This is a genomic window from Gammaproteobacteria bacterium (genome assembly GCA_040183005.1).
Classification (GTDB): domain Bacteria; phylum Pseudomonadota; class Gammaproteobacteria.
This window is the reverse complement of the sequence record JAMPIW010000004.1, coordinates 18,332-33,443: the sequence shown is the minus strand read 5'-3', so window position 1 is coordinate 33,443 and position 15,112 is coordinate 18,332. Positions and strand designations below refer to the sequence as shown.

Below are 15,112 nucleotides of genomic sequence, written 5' to 3'. Positions count from 1 at the left end.
ACGCTGTTTCGTAAAATGCTGGACTTCGCAATCGCTCAGTCCAGCCTGTGCTGAGATTACATTGAGGAATGAGAATGGAATGGGAAGTAGTCATCGGTCTTGAGATCCACGCCCAGCTTGCCACCAAGACCAAGATTTTCTCCGGCGCCGCCACCGCCTATGGCGCGGCGCCCAATACGCAGGCCTGCGCGGTGGATTTGGGCTTGCCCGGCGTGCTGCCGGTGTTGAACGGTGAAGTGACGCGCATGGCGGTCAAATTCGGTCTGGCGACCGGCGCCAAAATAGCGCCGCGCTCGGTGTTCGCACGCAAGAATTATTTCTATCCCGACCTGCCCAAGGGCTATCAAATCAGTCAATACGAGCTGCCTATCGTCGGCCAGGGCTCGATTCAAATTGAACTCGACGATGGCGTCACCAAAACCATCGGCATCACCCGCGCCCACCTGGAAGAAGACGCCGGCAAGTCGCTGCACGAAGACTTTCACGGCCTGACCGGCATTGACCTCAACCGCGCCGGCACACCACTGCTGGAGATTGTCTCCGAGCCGGATATGCGTTCGGCCAAAGAGGCCGTGGCCTACATGAAAAAGATCCACTCGCTGGTACGCTACCTGGAAATCTGCGACGGCAATATGCAGGAAGGCTCGTTCCGCTGTGACGCCAACGTGTCGGTGCGTCCCAAGGGGCGTGAAAAATTCGGCACCCGCGCCGAGATCAAGAACATCAACTCCTTCCGATTCGTGGAAAAGGCCATCAATTACGAAGTGGAGCGGCAGATCGAGCTGCTCGAAAGCGGCGGCACAGTAGTTCAGGAGACCCGCCTGTACGATGCCGACAAGGACGAAACCCGCTCCATGCGCAGCAAGGAAGAGGCCTTCGATTACCGCTATTTTCCCGATCCCGACCTGCTGCCTCTGGATGTGGATGATGCATTCATCGCAGAGGTGCGCCGTACCTTGCCCGAGCTGCCGGACGAAAAGCGTGAACGTTTCGTTTATGAATACGGGCTGACGCCCTATGACGCCAGCGTCCTCACAGCCAGCCGCGAACTGGCGGATTTTTTCGAGGCGGTCGAGAAAGCCTCTGATGGCGAGGCCAAGCAATCCGCCAATTGGGTAATGGGCGACCTCTCCGCCTCCCTCAACAAGGCAAATCTGGAAATCGCCAACAGCCCCGTCACCGCGCAAATGCTAGGCGGCATGATCCAGCGTATCGCCGACGACACCATCTCCGGCAAAATCGCCAAGGAAGTGTTCGAAGCGATGTGGAATGGCGAGGGCGATGCCGATGCCATCATCGAGAAGAAGGGACTCAAGCAGGTCACCGACACCGGCGCCATCGAGCAGGCCATCGACGCGGTGATCGCGGGCAATCCCAAGCAGCTTGAACAATACCGCAGCGGCCAGGAAAAGCTGTTTGGCTTCTTCGTCGGCCAGGTAATGAAAGCCACCCAAGGCAAGGCCAACCCGGCGCTACTTAATGATCTGCTAAAGAAAAAGCTTTCTTCCTGAGCAAGCACCGCGTGCCGGTAAGCGTCGGCACGCGGTCATCCTTTTCCATCAGGGGCACTCAAGACCCTGCCAGCAACTTCTCTACCGCCGTGACAGCCGCGCGCCGTATCGGGCGCCCATCGGTTGGGCTGCGCGGTGCCTGGCGAATGCCGTCCACGGGGAACACCACCAGCTCAATCGCTACATCCTGGGCCACAAAACGGTAGATGGGATAACTGGCCGGGCTGCCATCCATCAAGGTCAGGTGCTTGTCCGCCAGCTCATGGGGGATGTGTTTGTGGCCCAGAAATAATCCCACTTCCTCGGGGACATCCGTGAACACATGCAGATTGACGCCGCTATGTTCGGCGGCGGTACCGTGCAACACCGGGCCGACGAGGCGCGGATTGAATTGCTCCACAAAGCGCATCGCCTGCACAGCGGTTTGGCGCAACTGCTTGAGTTTGGCGGGCTGCGTATCGGACTTGAATAGACGCAAGTACTCCTCCAGCGCCTGCTCGATCTCGTCATTGCGCGGCAGGTTACGCGTGTCGGCGGCGCCGAGGCGGGTGGCCGCCTTGCGCTTGGCCGCGCCGTAATCGTCGACACCTTCTTCGGCCATGATGCGCGCGGCTTCCATGGCGAGACGCTGGCGCATGCGCTTATCGGTGGCGCTGCTGGCGCGAGAAATCATCAGAACAATTGCTCAGGCGCGGCTGCGCCGCCTTCCGCACCGCCATCAAGTACCGCAGGTTGGGCTTCACCCTCGGCGGGCACAGCATTTTCAGGGAAAGTCTCAAAAATCGCGTTCGGATCGTTCGCGCCGGCAAGCAATCCCGTGGCGGGATTGATGCGCACCGACACCAGGCCGGGAGGCTGTTCGATAGGACGTTCCGGCACACCATTAAGCGCCACCGTCATGAAGCTCATCCACATCGGCAACGCGGCAGAGCCACCTGTTTCTTGTGCGCCCATCGGCGTGGGGGTATCGAATCCCAACCAGCTAACCGCCACGATGCCGGGATTATATCCGGCGAACCACGTATCGCGTTGTTCGTTGGTAGTGCCGGTCTTGCCCGCCAGATCCTGACGGCCAAGCTGCATCGCGCGCTTGGCGGTGCCGCGACGGATCACGTCTTGCATCATAGAGGTCATGAGGTAGACATTCTGCGCTGAAATGACACGTGGCGCGGCAGTGGCATCCGTGCAGGTGGGACACACCCTGGCGGGCTTGGCCTGCATCAATACCGCGCCATTTATGTCCTCGATGCGTTCGATGTAGTATGGCTGCACGCGGTAACCGCCATTGGCAAATACGGTGTAGGCACGGGCCAGGTCGAGCGGCGTGACGCTCATGCTGCCCAGCGCCAGCGACAGGTTGCGCGGCCAGTTCTGGGTCTGAAAGCCGAAACGGGAAACATGATTGAGCGCGGTTTCAAGGCCCACCGCCTGTAGCAAGCGTATCGAGACCAGGTTGCGTGAGAGCACCAGCGCCTCGCGCAAGCGCATGGGGCCGAGAAATTCCTCGTTATAGTTTTGCGGGCGCCAGGCATTGGGATCAGTGGCATCACCAAACATCAGCGGGGCGTCATTGATCAGGCTGGCGGGGGTGTAGCCATGCTCCAGCGCGGCAGAGTAGAGGAACGGTTTAAAGCTGGAGCCGGGCTGACGAGAGGCTTGCGTGACGCGGTTGAATTTGCTTCGGGCGAAATCAAAGCCACCCGCCAGAGAGACTATCGCGCCATCATCCGGCTTGATCGCAACCATCGCCCCTTCAACCTTGGGGAGCTGCGCCAACCGCCATTGACCGCCCTGCACGGATTGCAGGCGCACCACATCACCTGTACGGAACATCGCCGCGCTGCCGGCTGACGCTGCCACAGCCCGGGGCGAAGCACGGTAACCCTGCGCCCAAGACAAACCAGCCCAAGGTATCTGAACCTTGCTGCCATCGGCCAGTGCGACCGAAATAGCTTGCGGTTGCACGCCGATCACCACGCCTGGCGGCAAGCCACCCATGGTCGACAAACCCTCCAGCGCCTTGCGCCACTCCTGCGGCCCCGCCGATGCACTTAAATTAACGTGGCGCTCTGGCCCACGATAACCATGCCGCCCATCATAGGCCAGCACGGCGCTGCGCAACGCCGTAGTCGCAGCACGCTGAAGGCGGGAGTCCAGCGTGGTGTAAACCCTCATGCCGGAGGTGTATGCTGCCTCGCCATAGCGTTCAACCACCACAGCACGCGCCATTTCAGCGATATCCGGCGCCTCAACTTCAGGTATCAACGCGTGCAAAAACGACCGGTCCGGCTCGGCGAGAGATGCTTGAAATACGTCATCAGTAATGTTGCCCAACTCGTGCAAGCGCCGTAGCACGTAGTTCCTCCGCTCCAAAGCACGAGCCGGGGCGATGATAGGATTGAATCGAGAAGGCGCCTTGGGCAAGCCGGCGAGCATCGCCATCTGCGCCACGCTGAGGTGCTTGAGATCCGTGCCGTAATAGACCTGCGCGGCGGCGCCAAGGCCGTAGGCACGATTGCCCAGATAGATTTTGTTCAGATAAAGCTCAAGAATTTCTTCCTTGGTCAGCTCACGGTCAATCTTCATCGCCAGCATTATTTCACTGATTTTGCGCGAATAGGTCTTTTCCGAGCTTAGGAAGAAGTTGCGCGCCACCTGCATGGTGATGGTACTGCCGCCCTGCCCTTTTTCACCGGTGGTGAGCAGATACCACGAGGCACGCAGCAGCCCCTGGTAATCAACACCGTGGTGCTGGAAGTAGCGGTCATCCTCCGCCGCCAGCACGGCCTTGACCATGAGGTCAGGCACCTCGGCATATTTCAGCGGGATACGTTTCATCTCGCCAAACTCGCCGATCAGTTTGCCGTCATGGGTATACACCCGCAGTGGCACTTGCAGGCGCACATCCTTGAGGTGCTCGGTGGAGGGGAGCTTGGGCGCAAGGTAGGAGTAGATTCCTCCGGCAGCCAGACCGCTCACGGCAAACAGGCCCAACAACACCAGTAACACGATACGCAATTTTTTAAAGAAATCGTTCATTGAACTCAAGGAAGGGAAATCGGGTGCCGATAAGGCATGTAAGAGGATGAGGCGTAATTATAAAGCCTTTAACGGTGTTAGACCAACACCCCTTGTAACTTTACTCGTAATTTCAGGGATTAAACACGGAAATGCTGAAATTTCCCGGAAGAAAATCGCCAACCCTACTCGGGCTCGATATCAGCTCTACATCGGTCAAGGTACTGGAGTTAAGCCAAAGTGGCACGCGCTATCGCGTCGAAAGCTACGCGGTTGTACCCTTGCCACCCAATGCCGTAGTTGAAAAAAGCGTTGCCGATGTCGAAGCTGTCGGCGCCGCCATCAGTCGCGTGGTCAAACGCGCGGGAGTCCGCTGCAAAAACGTGGCTATCGCGGTTGCCGGTTCGGCGGTGATCACAAAAATCATCTCCATGCCCGCCTCCCTCTCGGAGGACGAGATTGCCAGCCAAATCGAGGTGGAGGCCGACCAGTACATCCCCTACCCGCTGGAAGAGGTCAATCTCGACTTCGTAGTGCTGGGTCCCTCGGAGAAAAAACCCGACACCGTGGATGTGTTGCTTGCCGCATCGCGCAGCGAAAATGTTGAAGTGCGCGTGACGGCAGCCGAACTGGGTGGGCTTACAACCAAGGTGGTGGATATAGAATCCTACGCCCTGGAAGCAGCGATTGCCCTGCTCGGACAACAGCTTCCCGATGCCGGGATTGGCAAAACCATTGCCGTGGTTGACGTGGGCGCCACCATGACCACCCTTACCGTGCTATACAACGCCAGAATTATCTATACACGGGAGCAGGTGTTCGGCGGCAAACAACTGACTGACGAGATTCAGCAACGTTACGGCCTGTCCTACGAAGAAGCCGGCCTTGCGAAGAAGCAGGGCGGATTGCCTGACGACTATATTCCCGATGTTCTGACGCCATTCAAGGAAGCCATGGTGCAACAGGTCAGCCGTTCCTTGCAGTTCTTCTTTTCTTCCAGCCATTACAACAGCGTGGATCACGTGGTGCTCGCTGGCGGCTGCGCGGCGATACCCGGATTGGATGAGATGATCGAGGACAAGATAGGCACCACTACCTCCGTCGCCAATCCATTCATAAACATGACATTAGCCTCAAAGGTCAATGCTCAGGCGCTCAGCAGTGACGCACCGGCGCTGATGATCGCCTGCGGTCTTGCAATGAGGAGCTTTGACCAATGACCCGCATAAATCTACTGCCTTGGCGCGAAATGGCGCGCAAGGAAAGCAAACGGCAATTCATCTCGATTGGAATTGGCGCAGTACTGCTGATGGGGCTGGTGATTTTTTACGCCCACATACATATGTCCGGCATGATTGACAATCAAAACTCCAGGAACACATTCCTGGAGGAAGAAACGGTGCGTATCGACAATCAGATCAAAGAAATAAAAAATCTGGAGACAGAAAAAAACAATCTTCTTGCTCGCATGAATGTCATTCAACAATTACAAGCCCGGCGCTCTCAAATTGTCCACATCTTTGATGAAATCGAAAAGACGTTGCCTGCGGGAGTTTATTTGACAGGTATGAAACAGGAGAAAGGAGATCTCGTTTTAAATGGCGTGGCGGAATCAAACGGCGACGTCTCTTCCTTTATGCGCAACCTTGAGGCATCCGACTGGTTTGAGTCCCCTTGGCTGGAAGTCATCCAATCCATCAACAAGTCACCTGACAAGACCGCCGAAAAAACCAAAGAAACGCGCTACAACAATCAGTTCACTCTTCACGTCAAGCAGACCGGCAGTAATGAGGGTGACAAAGAAGAAAAGGACAAAAAAGACAAGGAGAACAAAAAGAAATGAAAATCTCCGACTTGAGTCAACTGGACTTCAACAATGTTGGCAAGTGGCCCCTGCCCACCAAGGTGGCGGCGATAGCGATTGTGTGCGTCGTCGTGCTTGCCGCTGGCTTTTGGTTTGATACGCAGGAACAGATCAAAGTGCTGGGACAAGCCGAGGAAAAAGAAAAGGAATTAAAAAGTGTCTTCGAGCAAAAACAAAACAAGGCCGCCAATCTTGATGTTTACCGGAAGCAACTGGTGGACATCAAAAAATCCTTCGGCACCATGCTGCGCCAGTTGCCCGGAAAAACAGAGGTGGAAGGTCTGATAGACGACGTATCACAGAAAGGGATCAATAGCGGACTGCAATTTGATCTTTTCAAGCCAGAACAGGAATCCCCCGTTGAGTTTTATGCGGAATTGCCGATAAAAATCAGGGTAGCGGGAAACTACAATGAATTTGGCGATTTCGTGAGCGGGGTCGCCGCCTTGCCTCGTATCGTCACGCTGCACGACATATCCATAACTCCCTTATCGGGAAACAAAGACAGCAAAGACAAAAAAGATCTGAAGGGCTCATTGGTTATGGAAGCAACCGCAAAAACCTATCGCTACCTCGAGGAGGAATCGAAGTGAGCTACGCAAGGCTGCGCAACCGCACGGCTGCATTAACAATGACCGCCTTTTTGTTGGCGGCATGCAGCACCGATCATGTCGAGGATTTGCGCCAATATGTTGCGCAGGTCAAGGCCAAGCACAAAGGCCCCATAGAAAAGATGCCCAAAATCGAGCCATTCGTTCCCTATGAGTACCAGGCAAACGACCGGCGCGACCCCTTTGGCCCAACATCGGCAAAAGCTGTCCCAGGAGCCGCCTCCAGCGCTCCCGCCGTCGAGCTTGATAGCACACGCCGCAAAGAGCCGCTTGAAGGATTTCCGCTAGACGCGCTGAAAATGACGGGGACACTGGAGCGTGGCGGCGAAAGATGGGTGATCATCAAGGCTTCCGACGGGAATGTTTATTGGGTAAAGCGCGGCAACTATATTGGCCAGAATAACGGGAAAATCACCCAGATCACCGATACCAAAACCGAGTTCATTGAAGTAGTGCCTGACGGGATGGGGGGTTGGCAGGAAAATTCAACATCTCTGGTAATGGCCGAATAACCCCCTACAGGGAGTAACAGAAATGATTCAGGAATCAAAAATGGTTAATACCTTCAAAACACCCATCGGCGCACCGAGGCACACCAGGATATCTATCCGCACCGCCGGAATGAATATCCTCATGGGTCTTTTCTTGATCCATGGCGCCGCCACTGCCGCCGACACACGTCCGGCACCGTCCACTTCGATGAACGCAGTGAGCTTTTCATCGCTACCGGGAAATCAGGTGCAGATCAAATTCGCACTTTCCTCTCCCGTCACGCAACCGCTTAGCTTTAGCACAGATAATCCGGCGCGCATAGCTTTTGATTTTCCTGACACTGCCAACAAGATCAGTCCAAAAAATCAGCCTGTCGGACTGGGCATGGTCAAAAGCATCAACACCGTTGAAGTCAATGGACGTACCCGTGCGGTACTTAACCTTGTCAAGATGGCGCCTTATGAAACCCGCACTGAGGGCAGCAACTTCTATGTAACATTAAAAGAAGACAACGCAAATCCGGCAATGGCAAACGCCGCCCAGGGCGCCACTGGAGCGACCTCCTCAGCACCAGCTCATGACATAAGCAAGATTGATTTCCAGCGCGGCCCCAAAGGCGAAGGCCGCGTAATAGCGAACCTGTCTGACCCTGCCACCGTAGTAGACGTGCGTAAAGAGGGCGGAAAAATCATCGTCGATTTTTCGAATACGCGTTTACCGCCAAATCTTGAACAACGCCTTGATGTAACGGATTTCGCCACGCCTGTGCAAAATATCGAAACTTCGGCGCAGGGCAGAAACGTGCGGATGGTTATCTCCGCAGCGGGAAATTATGATCACATTGCCTATCAAGCCGATACACGATTCACCATCGAGGTAAAAGGCATCTCCAAAGAAGAGCAAGACATCAAGGAAAAGCAACAGCCTACCTACAAAGGTGAAAGACTCTCGCTCAACTTCCAGAACATTGAGGTGCGCGCAGTCCTGCAAATTATCGCCGACTTTACCAAGCTGAATATGGTCACCAGCGATACTGTCACCGGCAATCTGACATTGCGGCTGCAAAACGTACCTTGGGACCAGGCGTTGGATATCGTACTCAAAAGCAAGGGCCTGGCAATGCGTCAAACGGGCAATGTGATTCTCGTAGCGCCCAGCGAGGAAGTTTCGGCGCGTGAAAAACAGGAGCTGGAATCCAAGAAACAGATAGAGGAGCTGGAACCCCTGCGTTCCGAACTGATTCAGATCAATTACGCCAAGGCGGCAGACCTTGCGAATATCCTGAAATCAAAAGAAAATTCACTTCTTACCAAAGATCGCGGCAACGTTACCATCGACGAACGCACCAACGCCTTGTTGGTGCAGGATGTCGCCGACAAGCTGGCGGAAATCCGCAGGCTTCTTGTCAAGCTGGATGTGCCAATACGCCAAGTGCTGATTGAGGCACGGGTTGTCATCGCCAACGACACCTTCAGCAAGGATCTGGGCGTACGCTTCGGGGCCAGCGGGGTGAAAGCCAATGGCAATAACGGCGTCATCACCACCTCGGGAAGCGCTGCCGGTACGGACACTGTTGTGTCGAGTGCCTTGGGAAACCTGCAGTCGAGCGGCCAGCCCTTCCCCGTAGGTATGCCGTCTCTGCCAAACCGGTTAAACGTAAATTTCCCGGTACTCAATCCCTCGGCAGGCAGGCTGGCGCTCGCCATCCTGGGATCCGATTATCTGCTTGATCTGGAGTTGTCTGCCATGCAAGCCGAAGGGCGCGGCGAGGTTGTATCTAGCCCGCGAGTCATTACCGCCGACCGCAAAGAGGCGACCATCAAGCAGGGTACCCAAATCGCATACATTCGCCCGGGCGGCATAGGTGGTACATCGACCGTGGAGTTCAAGGATGCGCTGCTTAGCCTCAAGGTAAAGCCGCAAATCACCCCGGATAATCATATCATTATGGACCTGCTGGTCACCAAAGACACGGTGGGGCAAATACTCAATGGCGTGCCCAGTATCGACAAAAAGGAAGTCAGTACCCAAGTTCTGATTGCCAATGGCGAAACCGTGGTGCTGGGCGGGGTTTACGAGACAGTGCGCAGCAAGAAAGTCACCGGAATTCCCTTCCTCAGCGAGCTGCCCGGTATTGGCTACTTGTTCAGAAATACCGGAAACGTGGACGACAAGGTCGAGCTGTTGATCTTTGTCACGCCAAAGGTTGTGAATGATGCTGTGAGCGTGCGTTGATCATAGGCTGACCCATATAGAACATGCCAGGGAATAATTGGCGCAACATATTTTATGTGTATTTAAATGAGGATCATGAGGCCACATCTCACGCTTCACGCGTTGAGGATATCGCAGCGACGGGTACGCGTCGAGATCGAAGCCTCGTGACGACCTCATCGCACGCCTTTGCTGATGAACAGCGCAGCACTGCTGAGCAGCGCCAAAGCCATTGCGCTGATGCTCGATGAGAAAACACCATAACCACCTTTGCCAAAGAAGCAGAAATGGCCAAGCACGAGATATGACCCGAATACTACTCTCGATATAGCGCTGATTCATACGCTATTCAGATTACGCCGAAACTCCCCAGGCAGAACGCCCAGTTCGCACCTAAGCGCCTTATTAAATACAACTTCAGACATGTAACCTACCCGCGTGTTGAAATCCTCACCGCAACCGCTGAAAACATGATCAGAATCACCATGCTTCGGCTGGTACTGGGCAAATTACGGTGAAATTATTGTGCGACGGCTTCTAAGCTCTTATCCTTATGTCGCAATCGCGGCATATGCCGGTTCAATCAGCACGCTGGATGATCCCAAGCCCGCGACTTATACTGCCATCAGTCTCTCGGCATTTTTTTGGCTGTCGTGGATAGTTTTTCTTTGGTTCAGGCGGCGTCGCCCGCGTCTTTCTCGAAGCCGCCGCAAAGGGCTGCATCATGATGCATCTAGAGGTGCGCGCCGACTTTGCTGGCTATACGTAAATTTCACAAGGAGTTCCCCATGCTTATCGGCCTTCCCAAAGAGATCAAAGACGACGAAAACCGGGTTGGGATGACGCCCGGCGTGGTGCAAACACTCTCCCGCCGCGGTCACCGCGTTTTAGTGCAAAGAGGCGCGGGTTTGGGGAGCGGCATCATGGATGGCGAATATCATGCCGCGGGTGGCGAAATTGTGCCCAACGCTGCGGCGGCGTGGTCAGCGCAGATGGTTGTGAAGGTGAAGGAGCCGATTGCGTCCGAATACGCCTTTTTGCGCCAGGATCTCACGCTTTTCACCTGCCTGCACCTGGCCGCCAATCGCACGCTGACCGAGCGCATGCTGGCGTCAGGCGTTACCGGCATTGCCTATGAAACCGTGACGACCTCCAACGGTCATCTTCCCCTGCTTGCGCCGATGAGCGAAGTGGCTGGACGCATGGCTACTCAGGTGGGTGCAATCTGCCTTGAGAAGCATATGGGCGGACGTGGTGTACTGCTAGGCGGAGTGCCGGGGGTATCGCCGGGGCAGGTGGCGATTCTGGGCGGTGGCGTGGTGGGCCTCAACGCGGCCAGAATCGCCGTGGGCATGGGTGCGCAGGTAACCATCCTCGACACGCGCCACGAGCGTCTGCAATATCTGGATGACATTTTCATGGGACGGCTGCAGACCCGCACCAGCAACGAGACAAATATCGAAGATGCCGTGTTCCATGCCGACCTGGTGATCGGCGCGGTACTGATCGCCGGCCACCGCGCACCGTGGCTGGTAACGCGCGACATGCTGCAGGGCATGCGCCCCGGCAGTGTGATTGTGGATGTCTCGGTCGACCAGGGCGGCTGCGTGGAAACCACCCATCCCACCACCCATCATGATCCCACGTATATCGTCGACGGCGTGGTGCATTACTGCGTTGCCAACATGCCGGGTGCGGTGCCGCGCACCAGCACGTTTGCGCTGGTCAATCAGACTTTGCCTTACATCATTGCGCTGGCGGACATCGGCTTGAGCGCCTTACGCGGCGACGCAGCCTTGCGCGCGGGGCTCAATACCCATGCTGGCGCACTAACCTGTCGTGGCGTAGCGGAGAGCTTGGGGATGCCTTATACAGAGGTGGAGACGGCACTCAAAGTGTAAAAATGCCGCCACACCTTGTCACAGAGGCAACGGCATCATCCCCTGCGTCGAGATGGCTACCTTGCCTCCCGGGCCGGGACTGCCGAAGAAGCGCAGGGCCTGTTCCAGGTCGGGGCGTCCGGGGTCGCGCAGGGACAGGTTGCCGGTGAATTGATAAGCGCCATCGGGCTTGAGGCGCAACAGACCTTCGGCGCGCAGCGGGCTGCCGGGGCTGTCCTTGAGCACGCCTTTAATCTCCTGGCCGCTGGTCTCCAGCGTCATTACGAAATTGCCCAGCGCGGTTTTGGGCGACATCAGGCCGGCGTTGCTCCAAGTGAGCGTGCCATTTACCGTAGACAATTTTTTGTCCGCAAACGCGACCTCCGCCAGGGCGATGTTCAGCGTGCCGTCCAGGCCGGTGCCGCTGATATTCAGCATGTTTTCCAGCGCTGTTGCGGGCAGGCGGGTTTCAATGTCGCGCAGGTAGATGCCACCGCCCAGCGTGCGCCCGGCGACAGCCTGTGTGTGGCGGCCCGCCTCGTCAAAGTCCAGGGCAACTTCAGTGTGCCCCAGCAGCAGCGCCCATGGATGAACATGCCAACTCACCGCCTGAAATTGTCGCGCACCTGCTACCGCCAGCGCCGCTTTTCCTGACCATGCCGTACCCTCAAGTTCATAAAGCTGGAGCGGGGCGATTCGCTCCTTGAGCAGCGCATAGGCGCGCGCGGCGGGCATTGTGATCAGCAGAAATGCCAGATAGATCAGCAGCGCGAATGCGGCATAGCGCCAGGCGCGAGCTATAAAAGCAAAAGCGCGCACTGCACCCAGTTGAAACCCGCTAAAGCGGAAGGATTTCATTTTATCCGCCACCTTCCAGCTCTACGCGGGCGTTGACCGAACCAGCGCTGCCGTCTTGATGGTCGATGCTGATGCTGGTGATGCGCACGCCGTAGCTATTTTGCAGATCACCCAGCCACAGCAGCACATCGTCAAAGATGGCCTGCTCAAACCAGACGCGCACGATGCTGGTACCTTCCGGCTCAATGCGCTTGAGTACCGCGCCCAGCCGGTCTTTGCGGGCTGCCTGATCCACCACTGCGAGCAGCGACTGCCCGCCCATGCCTGCCCTCATGCTCGCCGGCACCTGGGTCATCCGCAGGCGTTGCGCTTCCAGAGCGGCGTTTTGCATCCACTGCTTGAGCGCCCGCTGTTCCTGGACGGTCTGCTCCAGCCGTGCGGCGCGCGTGCTGAACGGCTGCCACAGCAGGACATAGGCCAGAATCAGGATAAGCAGTGCGCCGCCGAGGATCAGGGCGTTGCGCTCGCGCGGATCGAGGCTTGCGAACCATGCCTTCATGATGCCTTACCCTTGATCTGGAGCAGTGCTTCCACCCTGCCGTCGCGGCTGGCAGCGGACTGGATGTCGACATTCAATCCGCGTTGCGTTGTCAGTCGCTGCTTGAGCTTGTCCAGGCTTTGCAGATCAGCGATGAGCAGGGCGAGGTCGATTTTTCCTTCGTTATAGCTGATGCGCTGCACTTCCACACTGGGGGTTTCCTTGAGGCCTGGGCCGATATCGGCGAGCAGCCCCATGAAACCAGCCTCATCCGCGCCACCACCCCGCAACTCCTTCAGACGCTCCTCCATCTGCACGCGCGCATTGACCACCTTGCGCGCATCAGGGAAGGTTTGCAGATAAACCTGCTCGATTTGTTGCGCCAGGACTTGCCGCTCGCTGTTGAGGCGCATGTAGTCAGTCACCATCATGCTGCCCTGGATAAGCAGCAATACCGCCGCCAGGGCGGCTACAGGCCGCCAAGGCCGCCATAGCTTGCCCAGTTGCTCGCGGCGGCTGTATGCGCCCTGCAGCATGTTGAGGGCGTCTGGCTCGTCATAACCACGGCAGAGTATGGCGAAGACGGGTTCACCAACGGTTTCGGTGTCGACAGTCACGTCCAAGTCATACGACAGTTCGGATGGGCTGTTTTCCGACTGCGCAGGAGCGGCCAGCGGGTGAATAATGCGGATCCGTTCAGGCCGTGCGTCACCCGCCTCATTCAACGCCAGCCGCAGCAGCGTGTCGAGATTGTCGCCATCGGCCACGAAGCCGGCCTGACGCGCGGTGCGCACCAGCGCCCTGTCCCCGTCCATGAGTACCGTCCATGTCCCGCTGGCCCAAGGCAGCGCCAGGATATCCGGCACGACGGCATCCGGCTCGATGCCGGCCTGTCGCAGGCGTTCCAGCCACGCGTCGAGTTGCGTCTTGACCGCCACCGCAGCACTGATACGTCCGTCGTCGCGGCGCTCGCCCAGCGCGAAGTGCAGGTTATCGACATCGCTGGCCAGTTGTTCTTCCAGCGCATAAGGCACGGCACTGGCGATTTTCTGGCGGTTGCCGCCCGGCACGGCAGCGCTGGTCAGCAGCACCTCCGCGCCCGGCACCAGCAGGATGACACGGCAGGCTGCCGCAGCGGCGGCGATGTCCGGCAGGGGATCGTGATGCACAGCGAGATCATGCCTGGCCGATTCGTCCATACGTAGCCAGTCCACCTCGTCCGGGCTGGATGGATTAAAGCGTATAAATAATTTCACGCGCATCAATATGCCCCTTGTCCACGCATGACCACTTGCGTCTTACCATCCGTCGTGCGTGAGATCAAGCTGAACAGCCGCGCCTGGCCACGCCCGTATTGAGCGGCGGCGTCAATCAGAAAATAGCTGCTCGCCACCGCAAAACCTGCCTGCTGGATGTTACGGCTTTTCACCATCGGGCTATCCAGGAATTTTTGTATGTCAGGATACCCTTTCAGGCCGCGATCCTGCACCATGCCATCGGCATCGGCCTTGGATATATTGTCCGCCAGCGTCATCAGTACCTCGGCCTTTGCAGTATTAATGTTGATATCGGTACGCACCGGCAAGGCGCAGACAAACGGTGTCAGACGCGTCACGGCCTCGGCGGTAAACCCCTTGATCAGCCGTAGCTCGCTGACGCTGGACAGCGGCGCATTGGCAGCCCGGTAGGGCGGGGCGCGCAACAGATAGTCGTTGTCCTCGGCGCCGTCCAGCGATACCTTCTCGCTGTCGGGATCAATCCAGTCCACGATGGGCTGTGCCAGCGCCGGATCGAGCTGCAACGCCCGCAACAGGCGTTGGAAACGCGCTATATCCGGCGCGCCTGGCTTACCGTCAGCACTGACCAGATTGTTGAGATTGAAGCGCCCCTGCATATCCTCTATCCGTCCCGCGACCTTGCCGCCCTCCACATCCAGCGGCGGCAGCACCGTCGCCCAGGTTTCACCCAGGTTGTCCGATGTGTTGTCACGCCGGTCTTGCGCCAGTATGCCCAGCGCCCAGCTTTCCACCCCCAGCGCGAACAGGTAAGCCTGGTCACCCTCCAGCACATTGGCGCTGCGGCGGATGTCGAGCTGCTGGCGCGTAGCCATGCTCACCGCAATCACCACGACGATGGCGGTCACCAGCATCGCAGTGATCAGTGCGACACCTGATTGAGATCTCATG

At 57.2% G+C, this 15,112-nt stretch carries 13 protein-coding genes; 7 read left to right on the top strand and 6 right to left on the bottom strand.

Translation table 11 applies throughout. The features are described from left to right. Positions 1–74 precede the first annotated feature (74 nt). Complete coding sequence (gatB, locus tag M3A44_04280; protein ID MEQ6340875.1) at positions 75–1,511, top strand: Asp-tRNA(Asn)/Glu-tRNA(Gln) amidotransferase subunit GatB; 1,437 nt, start codon at positions 75–77, stop codon at positions 1,509–1,511. A gap of 58 nt (positions 1,512–1,569) precedes the next feature. Here gatB and M3A44_04275 read toward each other — a convergent pair whose 3' ends face one another. Together M3A44_04275 and M3A44_04270 are read right to left on the bottom strand one after the other, a co-directional pair. Continuing rightward, positions 1,570–2,184, bottom strand: a complete 615-nt coding sequence (locus M3A44_04275) for a hypothetical protein (protein MEQ6340874.1) — start codon at positions 2,182–2,184, stop codon at positions 1,570–1,572. Next, on the bottom strand, positions 2,184–4,550 hold the full coding sequence (locus tag M3A44_04270) for a penicillin-binding protein 1A (protein MEQ6340873.1): 2,367 nt from the start codon (positions 4,548–4,550) through the stop codon (positions 2,184–2,186). The genes M3A44_04275 and M3A44_04270 overlap by 1 nt, the downstream gene beginning before the upstream one ends. Positions 4,551–4,681: 131 nt before the next feature. Between M3A44_04270 and M3A44_04265 the strand changes: the two genes are divergently transcribed. The 6 genes from M3A44_04265 to ald all read left to right on the top strand — a co-directional run bounded on the left by M3A44_04265 (position 4,682) and on the right by ald (position 11,611). Continuing rightward, positions 4,682–5,749 (top strand): pilus assembly protein PilM, encoded by a 1,068-nt coding sequence (locus M3A44_04265; protein ID MEQ6340872.1) that lies wholly within the window; start codon positions 4,682–4,684, stop codon positions 5,747–5,749. Between the two features lie 29 nt (positions 5,750–5,778). Then, positions 5,779–6,372, top strand: coding sequence for a PilN domain-containing protein (locus M3A44_04260; GenBank protein MEQ6340871.1), 594 nt, complete (start codon positions 5,779–5,781; stop codon positions 6,370–6,372). Further along, positions 6,369–6,986 carry a type 4a pilus biogenesis protein PilO gene (locus tag M3A44_04255; protein MEQ6340870.1) on the top strand — a complete coding sequence of 206 codons (618 nt, stop codon included), beginning with the start codon at positions 6,369–6,371 and terminating at the stop codon, positions 6,984–6,986. The genes M3A44_04260 and M3A44_04255 overlap by 4 nt, the downstream gene beginning before the upstream one ends. Further along, positions 6,983–7,516, top strand: a complete 534-nt coding sequence (locus M3A44_04250; protein ID MEQ6340869.1) for a pilus assembly protein PilP — start codon at positions 6,983–6,985, stop codon at positions 7,514–7,516. The genes M3A44_04255 and M3A44_04250 overlap by 4 nt, the downstream gene beginning before the upstream one ends. 22 nt (positions 7,517–7,538) lie before the next feature. Further along, positions 7,539–9,731 (top strand): type IV pilus secretin PilQ, encoded by a 2,193-nt coding sequence (locus tag M3A44_04245; GenBank protein MEQ6340868.1) that lies wholly within the window; start codon positions 7,539–7,541, stop codon positions 9,729–9,731. 767 nt (positions 9,732–10,498) lie between these two features. Then, entirely contained in the window at positions 10,499–11,611 is a 1,113-nt protein-coding gene (gene ald, locus M3A44_04240; GenBank protein MEQ6340867.1) for an alanine dehydrogenase, read from the top strand. Positions 11,612–11,629: 18 nt separating this feature from the next. Here the strand turns inward: ald and M3A44_04235 are convergent, their stop codons facing one another. The 4 genes from M3A44_04235 to gspK are packed head-to-tail and all read right to left on the bottom strand — an operon-like array spanning position 11,630 to position 15,111. Next, positions 11,630–12,448 (bottom strand): type II secretion system protein N, encoded by an 819-nt coding sequence (locus M3A44_04235; GenBank protein ID MEQ6340866.1) that lies wholly within the window; start codon positions 12,446–12,448, stop codon positions 11,630–11,632. 1 nt (position 12,449) lies between these two features. After that, positions 12,450–12,947 carry a type II secretion system protein M gene (locus M3A44_04230; GenBank protein MEQ6340865.1) on the bottom strand — a complete coding sequence of 166 codons (498 nt, stop codon included), beginning with the start codon at positions 12,945–12,947 and terminating at the stop codon, positions 12,450–12,452. Next, a complete protein-coding gene (gene gspL, locus M3A44_04225) occupies positions 12,944–14,188 on the bottom strand; it encodes a type II secretion system protein GspL (GenBank protein ID MEQ6340864.1) in 1,245 nt (414 codons plus the stop codon). The genes M3A44_04230 and gspL overlap by 4 nt, the downstream gene beginning before the upstream one ends. Next, positions 14,188–15,111: a type II secretion system minor pseudopilin GspK gene (gspK, locus tag M3A44_04220; GenBank protein ID MEQ6340863.1), complete on the bottom strand. Its 924-nt coding sequence runs from the start codon at positions 15,109–15,111 to the stop codon at positions 14,188–14,190. The genes gspL and gspK overlap by 1 nt, the downstream gene beginning before the upstream one ends. Position 15,112: the final 1 nt, after the last annotated feature.